Below are 16,970 nucleotides of genomic sequence, written 5' to 3' on the forward strand. Positions count from 1 at the left end.
GGACGGGCGTCACCGTCGAGGCGCGCGACGGGTGGCTCTGGTTTCAGCCGACCGGAACTTCTTCCCGCTGTTCGATCCGGGCCCGCCGGACCAGCGCGGCGACAGCCACCGCGGCGGCGGCCGCCAGCCCGGCCATCGACCACAGCACCGTACGCAGCCCACCGGTGAAGCCCGGATCGGCGAGCCGGCCGCCGGTGGTGCTGGCCAGCACCGCCCCGACCACGGCGATGGCCACGGTCTCGCTGGTCAACCGCGCCGTGTTGATCATCCCGGCGCCGGTCGCCGCGCGGGCCGGCGCGACGCTGCCGATCGCGATCGCGTCCAGCAGCCCGATGGACAGCCCCACCCCGACGCCGATGGTCAGCAGCGGCCCGGCCAACGTGGCGGTGTCCGCGTGCGGGCCGAGCACAGTGGCCCAGGCCGCGCCGACGGCGACCACGGCCACCGAGACGACGGTGACCGCGGTGGCCGGGACCAGCCGGGTCAGCGCGCCGCTCAGCAGCGGCAGCACCAGGGTCGGGGCGGTGAGCAGGATCAGCGTGACACCGGCCGCGCCGGGGCTGAGCCCGACCACCGTGGTCAGATACGACGGAAGGTAGACCAGCAGCGGCACCAGCACCGCCACGATGGTGGCCGCCGCCAGGCAGATGCCGACAAACCGGGGGCTCGCCAGCAGGGCCAGGTCGAACATCGGCTCGGCGCGGCGACGCTCCACCCGCACGAACACCACCAGCAGGGCCGCCGCGGCGACGAACGCGGCGAGGATCACCGGGGCGGTCCAGCCATAGTCGGGGCCCTGCACGAAGCCGAAGATCGCCAGCAGCAGCGCGGCGGTGAACGAGACGGTGCCCGGCCAGTCGACCCGCCCGGGGTGCGGCTGGCGGGACTCCGGCAGCAGCGGCACGAGGGCGAGCACCGCGCAGGTGGCCAGCGCCGGGGCGGCGAAGACCGCCCGCCAGCCGAAGGCCTCGATGAGCAGCCCGGCGATCGACGGGCCGAAGGCGAGGCCGACCCCGATGGTCGTACCGAAGACCCCGAAGGCGCGGGCCCGGGCCCGCCCGTGGAACGCCCCGGCGAGCAGGGCGGACGCGCTGGTCGCCGCGGCGGCCGCGCCGACACCGGCCAGGACGCGGGCCACGTCGAGCAGCACGATGCCGCCGGCGACCGACGCGAGCATCCCGCCGGCCGCGAAGACGGCCACCCCGATCGCGTAGACCAGGCGGCGGCCGAACAGGTCGGCGAGCGCACCGGTGGCGAGCATGAAGCTGGCGAAGGTGGCGTTGTAGCCGTTCACCACCCACTGCACGCCGGCCAGGCCGGCGTGCAGGTCGTGGCCGATGTCGGGCAGCGCGACGGACGCGCCGGTCAGCGAGACCGGCAGCGCGAGAGTGGACAGCAGGACGGCCACCAGTACGACGGCCGGATGGTTGCGCACGGTGCTCCCCGTTCGGACGGCCGCCCCAGCGTAGTTCGCGCAGCCGGCGGCCACGTCCGCACCTGGTCGAAGATCACAGGCCGGTCAGCGGCCGGCGGAGCGGTTCCAGGGCGTCCGGGGCGACGCGGGGGCGGGCGGGCGGCCGACCAGCAGAGGAAGCGGCACGGCTGTGGCAACGTCGAGAGGGTTGTCGGGTAGGCGACTGCACAATTGCCGGTTACGGCGACCCATCGGTCGAGGTCGCTCGGTGATTGAGCGTCTCCCGGCCAGGCCCGAAGAAGAAATGTCCCGCAACGAATAGCCGATCGGCCAAGTGGGCGAATCCGGGGACCGTTGTACCGTTTAACGACTCTCCGAAACTCTTTCACCGGGGGTCGCCATGGGCATTCTCGATCACCGCAGAACATGGCATTTCACGCTGGCGGCTCCGCCCGACGAGTGCATCAACGCCTTTCTAGGCGGCCTCGCCGGCAAGAAGGGCTTCCAACTCCTCCGCTCGCAGTGGGAACCGCATCGCGGAACCGCCCACGGACTGCCGACGGCAAGTGGCACCTACCGTGGAAGATCAGGCGCGATCGGCGCCGTCACCTCGATGTCGAGACGAGCCACTGAGGAGCAGGAGGCCGCGATCGGATCCGTGCTCAGCTTCCAAGTCACCGGGCATGATTCAAACAGCGGCAGAACCCGATGTTCGATGGCGATGACCCGTACCGGCCGCGTCTTTTTGTTCTTCACGCCGGACGCCCGGTTCTTCCGGGCGGCCATGAACCGGGTCGCGCACCAACTCCGAGCGGTCGACGCGAACCTGACCATGACCAAGAGCTGAACGTACCCGCTTTTCTGATTCCGGCAGTTGGGGTAGCCACATGTTCGTCGGTCGTGACCGCCAAGCTGAGGTTCATCAGCTGGAGGATCTGTTCGACAAGGTTCGGGCGACAGCACAGCCACATCTCACGGTCCTGTCGGCACCGCCCGGCTGGGGCAAGACGAGGGTCGTCCAGGAGTTCTACCGCTCCCTTGCTGCCCGGCAACCGCAGCCGGCCTACTGGCCCTCGACGCTCGTGCCGTCTGTCGACGGCCGGACCAGTGGCTTCGTCGCTCTCACCGCCGAGCGGAAAACGGTGCGGCATCGCGACATCGAGGTCCCACCCGATGCCCACATCCCGTGGCTCTGGCTCGCTCCGGCCTCCGGCCGCCTCGGCGACGGCTCACCCGCTCCCGTGCTGGACAACCTGACCAACCAGATCAGCCGGCACCTGCCGCACCTCATCCGGCGGCTTGAGCGCCGGCAGCTTCTCGTCCGTTCGACGTACCGGCTGATCGGCGCTGCCCTGCCGTTGCCGGACCTCCTCGAACTCGCGGAGACGGTGCTGGACATGGGGGAGGAACTGATCCAGGCGCACACCGAGTGGCGCCGAGAGCGGCGCAGGAGCAGGGAATCCCGCCACATCGACTACGGGGATGAGATCGATCGGGGAGCGCAGGTGTACGAGCTCCTGCGTACGCTCATCCAATCCGGCCGGGGCGAGGAGAGCCTTCCCATCGTGCTCGTCCTGGATGACGCACACAATCTCGACCCGGCCGCCGTCTCGCTTGTCGAGAACGCTCTCGCCTCCGACCTGCCGCTGCTGGCGATCGCGACCACCTGGCCGGACCGGCTGACCGCTTCCGACGAGCCGTTCCCGCGCTACCTGCGTGAGGCGAGCAGCTCGGCGCAGATCAGGAAGGTGGAGCTGGACCGGCTGACCGACGACGATCTCATCGCCTACGTCATGTCGCTGCACCCGAGGACCGATCCGCAGATCGCCGCCCGCCTGGCCGAACGTGCGGACGGCAACCCCTACGCGCTGCGACTGCTGCTGGACGCGCCTCGACTCCGGGCGCTGACGCGCGAAGGGCGGATCGCCCTGGGCGCGGACGAGGTTGCTCGGCTCGACGGCGGTTTGAACAGTCTGCTCGCCCAACACTGGGCCGAGCTGTCGCTGGGTGTGCGTCAGGTCCTGGTGGCCGCCTCGCTGCTGGGTGAATCATTCCTCGACAACGTGCTGGTGGCCGGTCTGGGCCGGGTGCAGTCGTCCGAAGGGCTCGATGCGGCCCTCGCCTCGTCCTGGATCCGCTCCACGGGCAATACCACTGGAACAATCGAGTTCGTCGAACGGCTGCGGTTCCGCATCGCGAAGGACAACGTGGAGGACACGCTGTCCCCCGAGGAACGCACGGGCATCCTGACCGGCGCACTGTCGGCGGTGCGGACGCTGTTGGCCGAGGAGGATCTGTCCGACGGGCGACGGATCCTGCTGACCCTGCACATAACCCTTGCCGTTGCCGGCATTGAGACGGACCTTCGGGCGGCGGCAGCGAGCGCGAGCGAGATCGCCGATGTCATGCGCAGCGAACACCGCCGAACGGAGGCGATCCGGTACCTCCAGCAGGCCGAGTCGTGGCTGGCGCAGGCCGGCCGAGCGAACAGCCGAGAGCGGGTTCAGTGTCTCATCGACCTGAGCACGGTCCTCCGCACGGAGTACGGGCGGGAGGACGGAGAACCTGCCGCCGAGCAGGCACTGCGCATCGCCGACGAGCATCTCGCGGAAGACGACGAGCTGCGGATCTTCGCGCGGTGCGCGTTGGCCTGGGCTCGCCGTCGCCGGGCCGAAACCACCGCTTATGCCTCCGCGACGAAGCTTGTCGAGGAGGCGAAGAGCATGCTCGAGAAGCTGCCGGAAGCGTCACCGTCCATCATCCGCGCCGTCCTCTCGGTCCGGGCCGGCCTGGCCGCGAGCGACGGCGACAACCAGGCCGCCCTCGCGCTCCACCGCGTCGTGCTCGCGCACTGCGAGAACGAGTTCGGGCGGTTGCACCGCCACACTCTCGGCGCCCTGGAGGAGGTGGGATACCAGTCCTTGCGGGTCGGTGCCGTCAACGACGCGGTGGCCACGCGCCGCCAGGTGCTGGCCCGGCGAACCGAGCTGATCGGGCGGTTGGGCCAGCTCCAGACGACGGCCTCGCGCAACAACCTCGCCTTCACGCTGCTGCAGCTCGGCGACGACCGTTCACTGGCGGAGGCGGAACAGCTGACCTCCGAGGCGTACGAGGCGTGGTGCCGGGCTTACGGTGCGGAGGGCCGCCCCACACAACGGGCCCGGCTCGTACGCTCCCAGCTCTGGCTCCGGCAGGGGTTGCGCGCTGAGGTTCGGGGCGACCAGGAAACAGCGGCCAAGCTGTTCGCCCGGGCGGCGGAGGAGAGCGGGGCGGTCGTCGAACTGCGGCGCGGTCGTGGGCCCGAGCCGCTGACGCTCGCGCTGCAGCGGCATGGTGCGGCGCTCGCCGGGCAACGTGACCCGGCTGCCGTTCCCCACTTCGAGCGGGCCCTCGACCTTCACCAGCGCGAGCTGCGCAGGAACCGCTCCTTCTGGGTCGTCCGCCGCTGCGCCGCCGAACTGCACTGGGCGCACCTACGGCTGGGACGCCAGGCGGAAGCGCAGGCGGTGGCCCGGCTGTACCGACTCGACGAGAACGACGCTCCGTTTCCGCTCTGACCGGATCGGGCGGGAGCAGCCCGCGGCGCAGCGTCGTCCGGCCGTGGGCGCCGTCGCGGACGGCCGTCGGGTCGATCCGGCCGGCGCTGGTGAGGTTGCTGGTCATCGTCACTCCCTGTTTGGGCCGCACTCGGCGGCCGGTGGCGTCTCGGGTGCTGACGATGCCGTGCGCCCCGGCTGCGCGATCCCGGCCTCATCCCGTTCGTCCTCGGGCCGCTGATCGGCGTGCTCGCGGTCGTGCAGACCACCCTGGACCCGTTCTTCGGGGACGTCGCGGTCGCCACCTGGGCATCGGGCGTGCTCCTCGGCGGCGGGATCGTCCTCGCGCGGTGGTTCCCCGCGGATGCCGCTCAGCCATGGCGGCGGGACGTGGGCTCCGGGCGCAGGCCGTCGTGTACGCCTACGAGAGCGGCCTGGTCCGGCCCGGTCAGCGGTGAACTGGACGAACGGACAGCAATCCGCCGGCTGTTGGGGCGAGACACCCGAGTTGTTCATCCGTTCGTCGAAACCGGCCGCGGATCGCTTCACCTGGCCCTCGTAGCGTCGCCGGCGCGTCCGCGGTCGCGGACTCGCTCCGCTGGGAGGAATGCAACGATGCACATCATGTCCAAGCGCCGGCTGTCTGCCGTCGCGATCGCCGGCGTGGCCGCCCTGGCCGTCGGCAGCGCCGCGTCGGCGGCGCCGGGCGGCTCGACCGGCCCGAGCAGCAGCGACGCGCCGTACCTCGTCCGCGCCACGCCCGGCGTCACCCTGACGTCGCTGCTCACCACCGGCGACTCGGTCGGCGGCTACCGGATGGCCGGGATCCCCGACGGCCTCGGTGCGTTCGACAACGGCGACGGCACCTTCACCGTCCTGATGAACCACGAACTCGCCAACACCGTCGGCGTCGTCCGGGCGCACGGGGCCAAGGGCGCCTTCATCTCCAAGTGGGTCATCGACAAGAAGACCCTGCGGGTGCTGTCGGGCGGCGACCTCGTCCGCAAGGTCTTCCTGGCCGGCAACGGGCAGTACGTCGACACCCCGGGTGCGGTGTTCAACCGGCTCTGTTCGGCCGACCTCGCCGCCCGGACCGCCTACTTCAACCCGGCCACCGGCAAGGGCTACGACGGTCGGATCTTCACCAACGGCGAGGAGTCGACCGGCGGGCGCGCCTTCGGCCACGTCGTCGAGACCGGCGAGTCCTACGAGCTGCCCGGCTTCGGCACTGGGAGCTGGGAGAACATCGTCGCCAACCCGGCCAGCGGCGACAAGACCGTGGTGATGGGCACCAGCGACGGCGGGGCGGGCGAGGTCACGCTCTACGTCGGCGACAAGAAGACCGCCGGGAACCCGGTGGAGAAGGCCGGCCTCGCCGGCGGCAAGAGCTACACCATCTCCGTGCCGGGCATGGCGGCGGAGGACAGCACCAAGGCGTGGACCAGGGGCTCGCTGCCCTTCACGCTGTCGTCCACCGGCGGCACCAGCTTCGACCGGCCCGAGGACGGCGCCTGGGACCCGAACAACCCGAACGACTTCTACTTCGCCACCACCGCCAGCATGAGCAAGCACAGCCGGCTGTGGCGGTTGTCGTTCAACGACGTGACCGACCCGACCAAGGGCGGCACGCTCACGATGGTGCTCGAGGGCCCGGCGGGCCAGGCCAGCGGCCCGAAGATGATGGACAACATCACCATCAACCACCGCGGCCAGGTGCTCATGCAGGAGGACCCGGGCAACCAGGGCTACCTGGCCGGTGTCTACCAGTACGACATCGCCTCGGGCGCGGTGCGCCGGATCGTCGACGAGGACCCGCAGCGCTTCCTGCCCGGCGGCGCGTACTTCGACACCACCGACGAGGAGTCGTCGGGCATCATCCCGGCGCCGTTCCTCGGTGCCGGCAAGTACCTGCTGGACGTGCAGAACCACACCAAGTCCGCGGACCCGGAGCTGGTCGAGAAGGGCCAGCTGCTGGTCCTGACCGTGCCCCCGGGCCAGCCGGTCCGGTAATCGACCGGGACCCGGGCAGCCGTGTTGTCGTCTGCCCGGGTCCCCTGGTCCCGGAGCCGGCCCGCCGCTCGGGGCTGGTCAGCGGGCTGAGCTGCCGGCCGGCAGCTCATCGGCGAGCCAGATCGGCTGCCAGTCCGGCACCTCGTGGTAGCGCCGCAGCTCGGACAGGCCGGCCACCGACCCGCTCCACGCCGCGTACGGCGGCTTGGCCTCGTCGAAGCCGCTCTGCACGAAGGTCAGCCGGGTCTTTCCGCCGGATTCGGCCAGCTCCCAGGTGGTGACGCCGGTCGGTCCCCAGTCGACGGACATCCTGCGCCCCGGCTCCAGGTCGACCACCTTGGCCGCGTACCCGGCCTCGAAGCCGCCCATCGCGTAGCGGCCGCCGACCCAGGGCTCGATGCCGATCGGGTACCCGAACCAGGCGCTGGCCTGCTCGGAGTCGGTCAGCGAGGTCCACACCTGGTCCATCGGCGCGGCGATCGTCAGCTCGCCGCGCAGGTCGGCCGAGGTGAAGTCGGTGCGGGGCAGCAGCGGGCGCCCCTCCAGGTGGGCGTTGAGGTTGGCCAGCGTCAGACTCCACCAGGTCTGGAGCACGCCCCGGATGGTGCTGCCGTCGAGGGCCTCGGTGAAGACGAAATGGCTCTGCCGCAGGGTCAGCTCGGAGTGCTCCCCCGCCGGCGTCACCTCGATCTCGCTGGTGGTCTCCACGCCGTCGAGCAGCCAGGCGAAGCGCAGGCTCCGCTCGTCGGCGTGCAGCAGCCGCTGGTGCGGGGCGTCCCCCTCCGGCGTGTAGCGGCCCCAGAACGCGTACCGGTGCGGCAGCTCGACCTCGGCGTGCTGAGCGAACCAGACGTGCAGCTCGGCGGGGTCGGTCAGCGCGCGCCAGACGCGCTCCGCCGGAGCGGCGAGCCGGACGCGGATGGTCAGCAGGTCACTCATGTTTGTCACCCTTCGGGTAGCAGGCCACGGCGAGCTTGAAGGCGTCTCCCTCGGCGCCCCCGTAGCGCGTGAACAGGTCCTGCAGCGTCGCCTGCAGGTCGTGCAGGAACTCCTGCCGGCGCTCGGCCGGCACCCGGATCTCGCCGGAGACGCCGATCGAAGGCAGTTCCGGCGCGGTCCGGTCGAGCCCGGCTATGTCGGCCTGGACCTCCTCCATCAGGTCGAGCAGGTAGCCCAGGCTCAGCTCGTCCTGCGCCCGGCGCGTCCCGCCGATCCGTCCAACGAGGCGGGGTGACAGCCAGTACGACCGGGCGACGGCCTGGTAGATGCCCTCGGTGATGCCGCGCACCCGCCGCTCGGACACCTGCTCGGCCAGCCCGGCCGCGACCAACTGCTTGACGTGGTAGTAGACGCGTTGCGGCGTCTGCTCCAGCCGGGCGGCGACCTCGGTGCAGGTGCGCGGCTCGGCCAGCTGCCGCAGCACCTCGATGCGCTGCGGCTTGAGCAGGGCCTCCGCCTGCTCGCGCTCTTCCAGGTACAGGACGTCTCTCATGACAAAATCAGTTTGTACGTACAAAACTTCTTTGTCAATGGGTTCGACGAAAGGCCGCGCGACCCCGCGCGGCCTTTCGCGCCTACTTGCCCATGACGAGGGCGTCGGCCGGCGCCTCGACCTTCACCGGCAGGCCGTATTCGGAGAGTTCCACCAGCACGTGCAGGTGGTAGGTGTGTTCCGGGCCTCGGGCGTTCCACCGCACCGCACGGTCGTACGCCACCGTCCTGATCCGGCCGTCCGCATCGATCGTCACGTCACCGACCAGCCGGTCGGCGGCGATCCCCTGGGTCGCATCCTGCACCGTGACCTCGAAGTGGTAGCCACCGCCGGGGTTCTGGGTCACCTTGGCGCCGGCCTGCCGCAGCATCCGGAACAGCTGCTCCGGATCCGCCGAGGTGCCCAGCCCGCCGCCCAGCGCGTCGTCGTAGTCCAGGCTCGTCTGCCTGCCCTCCGGATACCGGGACCACACGATCTTTCCGCTGTCGGGGTCGGCGCCGTCCAGGCCACCGAAGTATCGGACGCCATCGACCAGGCGCTCCTCCACCCAGCCGATCGACATGGGCGGACGCAGCCCGGTCCTCGGCGACTCCAGGTAGCCGGTGGCCGTCGCCGGATCGAACGCGCCCTTCGTCACCCAGGTCCTGGCCACCGGCTCGGGCAGCTCGCCCTTCGGCGGGAGCTTGTCCTTGTTGGTGGTGGTGACCTTCACCCGGTAACTGATGTTCTCGCTGGCCGCCGCGGCGGCAGCCAACCGCAGCTGCGGCGACTCCGGGCTCGCCGCAGTCGCGGGCCGCTCGGCGACCGGCCCGGGCGACCCTCCCGTGCCGGCGGGAGCACCGGAGCCGACGGCCAGGGCCGCGGCCAGCGCCCCGGCCACCCCCACCACCCCCGCCGTGTACGCGCCGCGGTGCAGGGCGGTGCGCCGCCGGTGGCGGCGGGTGGCCTCCCCCAGCACATCCCGGGTGTACCCCAGGCCGGAGACCTCGTCCCGCATCCCGGCCATCAGCTGGTCTTCAAGATCAGACTTCATCTACCTGCTCCGTTCATGCCCGCGCCTTCCAGTGCCCAGTCGGCGGTCAGCTCTCGTAGCCGGGTCAGCCCCCGTGAGGCGGTCGACTTGACGGTGCCGACCGAGCAGCCGAGCATCTCGGCGGCTTCCGCTTCGCTGAACTGCTCCCAGTAGCGGAGCACCAGCACGGCCCGCTGCCGGGGCGGCAGCAGGCCCAGCGCCTGGATGAGCGCCTGCCGAAGGTGCAGGGCGTCCGTCCCGTCCGGCTGGCCCGGCGGCTCGATCTCGGCCAGCACCTCCGGCCGGCGTCGGCGCAGCCGCCACCGGTCCACCGCCAGGTGGTACAGGGTGCGGCGCAGGTATCCCTCCCTGTCGCCGTGCACCCGATGCCAGTTCCGCATCAGCCGCTCCAGCGCCACCTGCACCAGGTCCTCCCCGGCTGCCCGGCTACCGGTCAACAGCACCGCCGTCGCGAGTAGCGCACTGCCGCGTTCCGCGACGAGGACGTCCAGCCCCTCGAAGCGCTTCTTCCGCCACACCGGCTCTCCTTTCGTCGCCACCAAGGACGACGGGTGCGGCCCGGAGGTTGACCGGCCGGACCAACAAATCTCACGACGACGAAAGGCCGCGCGAACCGCGCGGCCTTTCGTCGATCGGACAGGTCAGGGCGTCCAGTCGGGGCGCAGCGGGTAGCCGTTGACCCCCTGCGGGCCGTTGTGGGTGGCGAGCACCTGGTGCAGCTGGATCTCGTTACGCTCGAACGCCAGCCGGGCGCCCGCCATGTAGAGCCCCCAGACCCGGGCCGTGCCCGGACCCACCTCGCCGACGCAGAAGTCCCAGTGCTCGACCAGGTTGCGGCACCAGCCGGCCAGTGTCAGCGCGTAGTGCTGGCGCAGGTTCTCCTCATGGTGCACCTCCAGCCCGGCGTCGTGGATCTCGCTGATCAGCCGGCCCGGCCCGGCCAGCTCCCCGTCCGGGAAGACGTACCGGTCGATGAAGGCGCCGGAGCGGTGCGGGGCGCGGTTGTCGGCCCGGGTGATGCAGTGGTTGAGCAACCGCCCGCCCGGCTTGAGCCGGCTGCGCAGGGCCCCGAAGTACGCGGGATAGTTGCGCACCCCGATGTGCTCGGTGAGCCCGATCGACGAGATCGCGTCGAACTGCTCGCGCGGCGCATCCCGGTAGTCCAGGTGCCGGACCTCGGCCAGCTCACCCAGCCCCTCCCGCTCGATGGCCGCCTGCGCCCACTCGGCCTGTGCCCTCGAGAGGGTCACCCCGAGCGCCTTCACGCCGTACTCGCGGGCCGCGTGCCGGACCATGCCGCCCCACCCGCAGCCCACGTCGAGCAGCCGCATCCCCGGCTTGAGCGCCAGCTTGCCGGCGACCAGGTCGTACTTGGCCCGCTGCGCCTGCTCCAGGCTGTCGTCCGGGCTGTGGAACACCGCGCAGGTGTACGTCATCGACGGGCCGAGCACCTTCTCGTAGAAGGCGTTCGAGACGTCGTAGTGGTGGGAGATCGCGCTGCTGTCCCGGTTGCGCGAGTGCCGCAACCCGTTCATCACCCGCTTCCAGCGCGGCGCGGCCTCCTGCGGCGGGGGCGGCGGCGGCAGCAGCCGCTCCCAACCGAGCCCCCGGACCAGGGCCAACGCCTCGCCCATCGGCGGGATCCGCAGGTGCAACTCGTCCTTGAGCACCTCGAACGCCTCGTACGGGTCGCCCGGGTGCACCCCCTCCAACCCCAGGTCACCGCTGACGTACGCCCGGGCCATGCCCAGGTCGCCGGGTGCGGTCAGCAGATAGGACAGCCCTCGCTCGGAGCGGACCGTCAGGGTGATCCCGGCGTCGGTCGGGCCGATCGCGCTGCCGTCGTACCCGGTGATGCGGATGGGCAGGTCGCCGGTGGTCACCGTGCGGATGATGTCCGCCACGGTCGGTCCGGTACGTCGGCCACCCGCCGGCGGGTCGGCCGGGGCGCTCGCCGCCCCCTTCTCGCGGTCGATCAGACTCATGCTCGCGTTACCGCCTTCTCGTACAGTCCGGTAAGCCGGTGGTCCGGGTCGTAGCGGTCCTTCACGGCGCGCCAGGTCTCCCCGCCGTAGAGCCGGTCGAAAGCCGCCCGGTCGTAGTACGCGTCGGAGTAGAGCGACTTGTGCCCGCCCGCCTCCGACACCGCGCGCTCGATCTCCCGATTGACGTCGCCGTCGGCGGCACCCTCGGCGATCGGCACGCTCCCCCAGAAACCGATGTTCACATAGGTCTCGCCCGGTTCGAGCGGATACAACGGCCAGGCCCGGGCCGACCCGGGGCCGGCCGGCTCCCGCAGCCGCAGCGGGCAGAGCCAGACCGGGGTCATCCGCACCGCCCCGGCGAACCAGCGCAGGAAGTCGGCCGTGCCGTCGAGCGGGATCTCGACGTCCTGCACCACCCGTTCCCGGGCCGGGCGGCCCCGCCAGCGGTCGACCCGGGCGGCCACCTGGTACCGGTGCTCGAGGCGGACGATCCGGTGGTAGAAGTCGCTGCGACGGTAGCGCTGCGGCCACAGCCGGCGGACCACCGGATGCTGCACCCCGAACGCCGCCGAGCACCAGAACCAGTCGGTGTCCCACCGCCACAGGTAGTCGTACGTGGTGAGCACGTCCCGGCTGAGCCGCTGCACCGAGCGGTAGTAGATCTCCTGGCCGGTGTAGTCGCTCGGCCGGACCGTCGCCGCCTCGTCGGTGAAGGTGCCCAGCACCAGGTACGCCTCGCCGGGGCTGAACATCACCCCGTCCATCGCATCGACCGGGTCGCCCTCCCAGGAGCCCTTGGCGACCACCTCGCCGATCGCGTCGGTCAACTCCTCCAGCCGGGTGAACCGGATGTTGCGCAGCGCCACGTACCGGTGCACCGGCTGCAGCTCGATGCGCAGCCGGGTGGCGTAGCCGAGGCTGCCCAGTGAGTTGGGGAAGGCCCGGAACAGGTCGGCGTGCTCACCCTCGGGCCGGGCGGTGACGATCTCGCCGGCCCCGGTGAGGATGTCCATCTCGTACACCGACTCGTGGGGCAGCCCGTTGCGGAACGAGGTGGACTCGATGCCCAGCCCGGTCACCGCGCCGCCCAGCGTGATCGTGCGCAACTGCGGCACGACCAGCGGCATCAGCCCGTGCGGCAGGGTGGCGTCGACCAGGTCCTCGTAGGTGCACATGCCCTGCACGTCGGCGGTCCGGGCGTCCGCGTCGACGGCGAGCACCCTGGTCAGGCCACTCACGTCCAGCCCCGCCGCCCGGGGCGTCGATCTCGGGCGGAACAGGTTCGAGGTGCGCTTGGCCAGCCGCACGGGTTCACCGGCGGGCACCGCGGCATACGACCGCCGCAGCGTGTCCACCGCCTGATCATGGTCAACCGGAAGATCCACACGCTCTGCGCGCATGAAGCCACACTACGCCTGCTCCGCCATGGTTGGCAGGATGTCCATGGTGGCCGTTCCGGGTCCGCCGGCCGGCCACCGGGTTACCGTGGCGGGCATGCCGTCTCCCGCGATCGCCGCCCTCGACGCCGCCGGACTGCCGTACCGCGTGATCCGGCACGGCCCGGTCCGCAGCCTCGCCGAGGCCGCCCGGGCGCGCGGCGTCGCGGTCCCCGACGTGGTCAAGACCATCGTGGTACGCCGCGGCGCGGACGACCACCTCTTCGTGCTCACCCCCGGTGACCGGGTCATCTCCTGGCCCAAGCTGCGCGCCCTGCTCGGGGTGGCCCGGATGTCCATGCCGGACGCCGAGGCCGCTCGGGCCGCCACCGGCTACGAGCGGGGCACCATCACCCCGTTCGGCTCGACCACCGCCTGGCCGGTGGTCGCCGACGAGCGGCTGCGCGGCCGGGAGATCACCCTCGGCGCGGGCGAGCACGGCGTCGCCGTCGCGGTCGACGCCGACGCGGCCATCAGCGCGCTCGCCGCGACGGTCGCCGACGTCACCGACCCGGAACCCGCCAACTGACCTGGCCGGTCCGCCGGCACCGGCCGACCGGGTGGCGTTCCGGAAGGACGTCCGGGTCGTCGACTGAGTCACGCTCACGTCGGGGCGGTTGGCCCTCGACGGTGGCCGTGGGTCAGGATTCCCCCATGTCCGAGCCACACACCGACCCGCCCGGCACCGTCTACGCCACCCGCCGGGCGCTCCGCCTACGCCTGCCAAGGGACCCGTTGATGCGGGCCGCGCTGGGCGTCGCCGTGGTCGGCGTACTGCTGGGGACCTTCTTCGCCACCGGCGTGCTCGGCGGGGGCGACCAGCCGGTGGTGCCGGCGGCGGCCGGGCCGAGCCCGGCGGCGAGCGAGTCGAGCCAGGCCGCGCCCACCACGGAGGCGGCACCCCCCACCACGGAGGCGGCATCCCCCACCACGGAGGCGCCGTCGTCGCCGACGGCCGAGCCGGCGCCGCCCCCGGCGGGCGGGCCCACGGTGTTCCGCGGCGTGCCCTCCGGGCGCTGCGTCGGGGTGACCGGCGAGAACCCGGAGGGCGCGCTGGCGGCGCTGGCCGACTGCACCGGCGGCGGGGAGCAGCAGTGGGTGGCCACACCGGTCGCCGACGGCGTGTTCACGCTGGTCAACGCGGGCAGCGGCAAGTGCCTGGACGTCTACGGGCAGAGCACCGACGACGGCGCGAAGGTGCAGCAGTGGTCCTGCAACGGGCAGGCCAACCAGCAGTGGCGGTTCGCCCCGGCCGGCGCCGGCCCGGTGCTGCTGGTCGCCGTGCACAGCGGCAAGTGCGCGCAGGTCACCGGCGCCGGCACCGAGCCCGGCGCGGAACTCGAACAGGCGCCCTGCACGGGTGCCCCCGAGCAGCAGTGGGCGCTCGGCTGACCACTCAGCGTGCGCGACGGGCCCCGCAGCCGACGCGGCGGGCACGCCGGGCCCGCACGGCGAACCGCCCAGCCCGGGCCCCACAGCTGGCCACCCAGCCCAGGCCCGCTCGGCGGACGGCCCGGCCCGGGCCCGCCCGGCTGGCCACTCAGCCCCGGTAGCTCCAGGCCCGGCCGACCGCGACCGGCAGCGCGACCGGCGCCTCGCCGCCCCGCCGGCGCAGCAGCAGGGAGAGCCCGGCCGCGCCGATCGACAGCGCGCCGGCCGCGTACCAGGCCGGGGCGTAGTCGCCGAGCTGGTCGCGGACCAGCCCGGCGCCGGTCGCCGCCACCGCCGCACCGAACTGATGGGCGGCGAACACCCAGCCGAAGACCACCGCCCCGGACGCGCCGAAGTGTTCTCGGCACAGCGCCACGGTCGGCGGCACGGTGGCCACCCAGTCCAGGCCGTAGAAGACGATGAAGACCAGCATGCTGGGCTCGGCGGTGCCCGCGAAGAGGCTGGGCAGCACCAGCAGTGACGCCCCGCGCAGGGCGTAGTAGGCGCCGAGCAGCAGCCGGCTGTCCACCCGGTCGGTGAGCCAGCCGGAGGCCACCGTACCGACGATGTCGAAGACACCGACCAGGGCGAGCAGCCCCGCGGCGGTGGTCTGCGGCATGCCGTGGTCGTGCGCGGCCGGCACGAAGTGGGTGCCGACCAGACCGTTGGTGGTCGCGCCGCAGATCGCGAACCCGCCGGCGAGCAGCCAGAACGGCCGGGTCCGGGCAGCCACGGCGAGCGCGCCGACCGCCCGGGCCGCCGCCCCGCCGGCCGGCGGCGCCGGGGGCACCACCGCGGCCGCGCCGTAGGCGGGCAGGCCGAGATCCGCCGGGTGCTCGCGCAGCAGCCACACCACCAGGGGTACGACCGCCAGCGCGGCCCCGGCGACGACCAGCGCCGCCATCCGCCAGCCGTGGTCGCGTACCAGCGCGGCGAGCAGCGGAAGGAAGACCAGCTGCCCGGCCGCCCCGCCGGCGGTGAGCACCCCGGTGACCAGGCCCCGGCGGCGGACGAACCAGCGCCCGGTCACCGTCGCCACGAACGCCAGGGCCATCGAGCCGGTGCCCAGCCCGACCAGGACGCCCCAGCAGAGGATCAGCTGCCAACTCGCGGTCATCGCGACGGTCAGCCCGCTGCCGAGGGCCACCAGCAGCAGCGCGCCCGCCACCACCCGGCGGATGCCGAACCGGTCCATCAGCGCGGCGGCGAACGGGGCGGTCAGCCCGTAGAGCATCAGGTTGACCGAGACGGCGACGGAGATGGTCGCGAGGGGCCAGCCGAACTCGGCGTGCAGCGGGTGCAGCAGCACACTGGGCGTGGCGCGAAAACCGGCGGCGCCGACCAGTGCCACGAAGGCGACGGCGGCCACGAGCCAAGCCGGATGGAGACGGCGGAATCGGATCACGCACCGAGTCTCGGGGGCGACGGCCGGCAGGACGAGTGGCCGGGAAGCCATCATGCGCAACAATCAGGCCATGGCTGTCGTCCCGCACCGGATCGCGGTGCTCGCCCTCGACGACGTGGTCGGCCTCGACCTCGGCAACCCCTCCCAGGTCTTCGGCACCGCCCGCACCGAGGACCGCACACCGCTGTACGCCGTCGACGTCTGCACCTCCGGCGGGCGGCCGGTCCGCAGCACCGCCGGCTTCCAGGTGCTGCCCGAGCACGGCCTGGAGCTGACCGGAACCGCCGACACCGTGATCGTCCCCGGCATCCACGACGGCCCGCCGCTGGTCGACGGCACGGTGGACCCCGACGTCACGGCGGCGCTCCGAGCGGCCCACGACCGGGGCGCCCGGATCATGTCGATCTGCACGGGCGCGTTCGTGCTGGCCGCCGCCGGCCTGCTCGACGGCCGCCGAGCCACCACGCACTGGGCGTACGCGGACCGCTTCCGCCGGTTGCACCCCGGCGTCGACCTCGACCCGGACGTGCTGTTCATCGACTCCGGCGGGGTGCTCACCTCGGCCGGGGTCGCCGCCGGCATCGACCTCTGCCTGCACGTGATCCGCACCGACCACGGCAGCGCCGTCGCCATCCGGTCCGCCCGGCGCTGTGTCGTACCACCGTGGCGGGACGGCGGCCAGGCACAGTACATCGAACGCCCGATCCCCCGCGCGACGGGGACCGGCACCGCGGCCACCCGGGAGTGGGCCCGGCAGCGCCTGCACGAACCGGTCGCCCTGCGTGACCTGGCCGCGCACGCCCGGATGAGCGTACGCACCTTCACCCGGCACTTCCGCTCCGAGACCGGGCTCAGCCCGGCGCAGTGGCTGCTCCAGCAGCGCACCGACCACGCCCGGCTACTGCTGGAGACCACCGACCTGACCGTCGACCAGATCGCCCGGCACGCCGGCTTCGGCACCGCCGCCGCCCTGCGCCAGCACTTCCACCACCGCCTCGGCGTACCCCCCACCACCTACCGCCGCACCTTCCACCACACCCCCTAGCCCCCCCACTCCACCCCCGTCCCGCCCCCGCGATCTTGCACTCTGGGACTCGTATTTGCCCCTTTTGCGGCGTTCGAGGAGGCCGAAAGTGCAAGATCGCCGCGGAAAGCGGGGGCGCGGGGGGCGGGGGCGGGTGTCCACGTTGCCCCGGATCGGGGTGACCTCCAGCTGCATCCCGAGCGC

At 72.3% G+C, this 16,970-nt stretch carries 14 protein-coding genes; 6 read left to right on the forward strand and 8 right to left on the reverse strand.

The features are described from left to right. Positions 1 to 43: 43 nt before the first annotated feature. Positions 44 to 1,435, reverse strand: a complete 1,392-nt coding sequence (locus tag ABZ570_RS15785) for an MFS transporter (RefSeq protein WP_358063003.1) — start codon at positions 1,433 to 1,435, stop codon at positions 44 to 46. A 379-nt stretch (positions 1,436 to 1,814) separates the two neighbouring features. On the opposite strand from ABZ570_RS15785, the gene ABZ570_RS15790 reads away from it, so the two are divergent. From ABZ570_RS15790 to ABZ570_RS15800, 3 genes are all read left to right on the forward strand, one after another. Further along, positions 1,815 to 2,261, forward strand: coding sequence for a hypothetical protein (locus ABZ570_RS15790; RefSeq protein ID WP_358063006.1), 447 nt, complete (start codon positions 1,815 to 1,817; stop codon positions 2,259 to 2,261). A gap of 40 nt (positions 2,262 to 2,301) precedes the next feature. Continuing rightward, positions 2,302 to 4,971, forward strand: a complete 2,670-nt coding sequence (locus ABZ570_RS15795) for an AAA family ATPase (protein ID WP_358063009.1) — start codon at positions 2,302 to 2,304, stop codon at positions 4,969 to 4,971. Positions 4,972 to 5,565: 594 nt separating this feature from the next. Continuing rightward, complete coding sequence (locus tag ABZ570_RS15800) at positions 5,566 to 6,960, forward strand: hypothetical protein (protein ID WP_358063011.1); 1,395 nt, start codon at positions 5,566 to 5,568, stop codon at positions 6,958 to 6,960. 78 nt (positions 6,961 to 7,038) lie between these two features. Here ABZ570_RS15800 and ABZ570_RS15805 read toward each other — a convergent pair whose 3' ends face one another. The 6 genes from ABZ570_RS15805 to ABZ570_RS15830 all read right to left on the reverse strand — a co-directional run bounded on the left by ABZ570_RS15805 (position 7,039) and on the right by ABZ570_RS15830 (position 12,870). Next, on the reverse strand, positions 7,039 to 7,899 hold the full coding sequence (locus ABZ570_RS15805) for an SRPBCC domain-containing protein (RefSeq protein ID WP_358063014.1): 861 nt from the start codon (positions 7,897 to 7,899) through the stop codon (positions 7,039 to 7,041). After that, a complete protein-coding gene (locus ABZ570_RS15810) occupies positions 7,892 to 8,452 on the reverse strand; it encodes a helix-turn-helix domain-containing protein (protein ID WP_358063017.1) in 561 nt (186 codons plus the stop codon). The genes ABZ570_RS15805 and ABZ570_RS15810 overlap by 8 nt, the downstream gene beginning before the upstream one ends. Positions 8,453 to 8,534: 82 nt before the next feature. Continuing rightward, on the reverse strand, positions 8,535 to 9,485 hold the full coding sequence (locus tag ABZ570_RS15815; RefSeq protein WP_358063020.1) for a hypothetical protein: 951 nt from the start codon (positions 9,483 to 9,485) through the stop codon (positions 8,535 to 8,537). Continuing rightward, a complete protein-coding gene (locus ABZ570_RS15820; protein ID WP_358063023.1) occupies positions 9,482 to 10,003 on the reverse strand; it encodes a SigE family RNA polymerase sigma factor in 522 nt (173 codons plus the stop codon). The genes ABZ570_RS15815 and ABZ570_RS15820 overlap by 4 nt, the downstream gene beginning before the upstream one ends. A 123-nt stretch (positions 10,004 to 10,126) precedes the next feature. After that, positions 10,127 to 11,470: a class I SAM-dependent methyltransferase gene (locus tag ABZ570_RS15825; RefSeq protein ID WP_358063026.1), complete on the reverse strand. Its 1,344-nt coding sequence runs from the start codon at positions 11,468 to 11,470 to the stop codon at positions 10,127 to 10,129. Next, the gene (locus ABZ570_RS15830; protein ID WP_358063029.1) at positions 11,467 to 12,870 is read right to left on the reverse strand and encodes an FAD-binding oxidoreductase; all 1,404 of its coding nucleotides are present in this window, start codon (positions 12,868 to 12,870) and stop codon (positions 11,467 to 11,469) included. The genes ABZ570_RS15825 and ABZ570_RS15830 overlap by 4 nt, the downstream gene beginning before the upstream one ends. Before the next feature lie 94 nt (positions 12,871 to 12,964). On the opposite strand from ABZ570_RS15830, the gene ABZ570_RS15835 reads away from it, so the two are divergent. Both ABZ570_RS15835 and ABZ570_RS15840 read left to right on the forward strand, forming a co-directional pair. Then, positions 12,965 to 13,435, forward strand: coding sequence for a YbaK/EbsC family protein (locus ABZ570_RS15835; protein ID WP_358063031.1), 471 nt, complete (start codon positions 12,965 to 12,967; stop codon positions 13,433 to 13,435). Between the two features lie 125 nt (positions 13,436 to 13,560). After that, entirely contained in the window at positions 13,561 to 14,298 is a 738-nt protein-coding gene (locus ABZ570_RS15840) for an RICIN domain-containing protein (RefSeq protein WP_358063034.1), read from the forward strand. Positions 14,299 to 14,446: 148 nt separating this feature from the next. Here the strand turns inward: ABZ570_RS15840 and ABZ570_RS15845 are convergent, their stop codons facing one another. After that, a complete protein-coding gene (locus ABZ570_RS15845; RefSeq protein ID WP_358063040.1) occupies positions 14,447 to 15,739 on the reverse strand; it encodes an MFS transporter in 1,293 nt (430 codons plus the stop codon). A gap of 55 nt (positions 15,740 to 15,794) precedes the next feature. On the opposite strand from ABZ570_RS15845, the gene ABZ570_RS15850 reads away from it, so the two are divergent. Further along, positions 15,795 to 16,787 (forward strand): helix-turn-helix domain-containing protein, encoded by a 993-nt coding sequence (locus tag ABZ570_RS15850; protein WP_358063037.1) that lies wholly within the window; start codon positions 15,795 to 15,797, stop codon positions 16,785 to 16,787. Positions 16,788 to 16,970 lie beyond the last annotated feature (183 nt).

Source organism: Micromonospora sp. NPDC007271 (genome assembly GCF_040634005.1).
In the GTDB taxonomy this organism is placed as follows: Bacteria; Actinomycetota; Actinomycetes; order Mycobacteriales; family Micromonosporaceae; genus Micromonospora.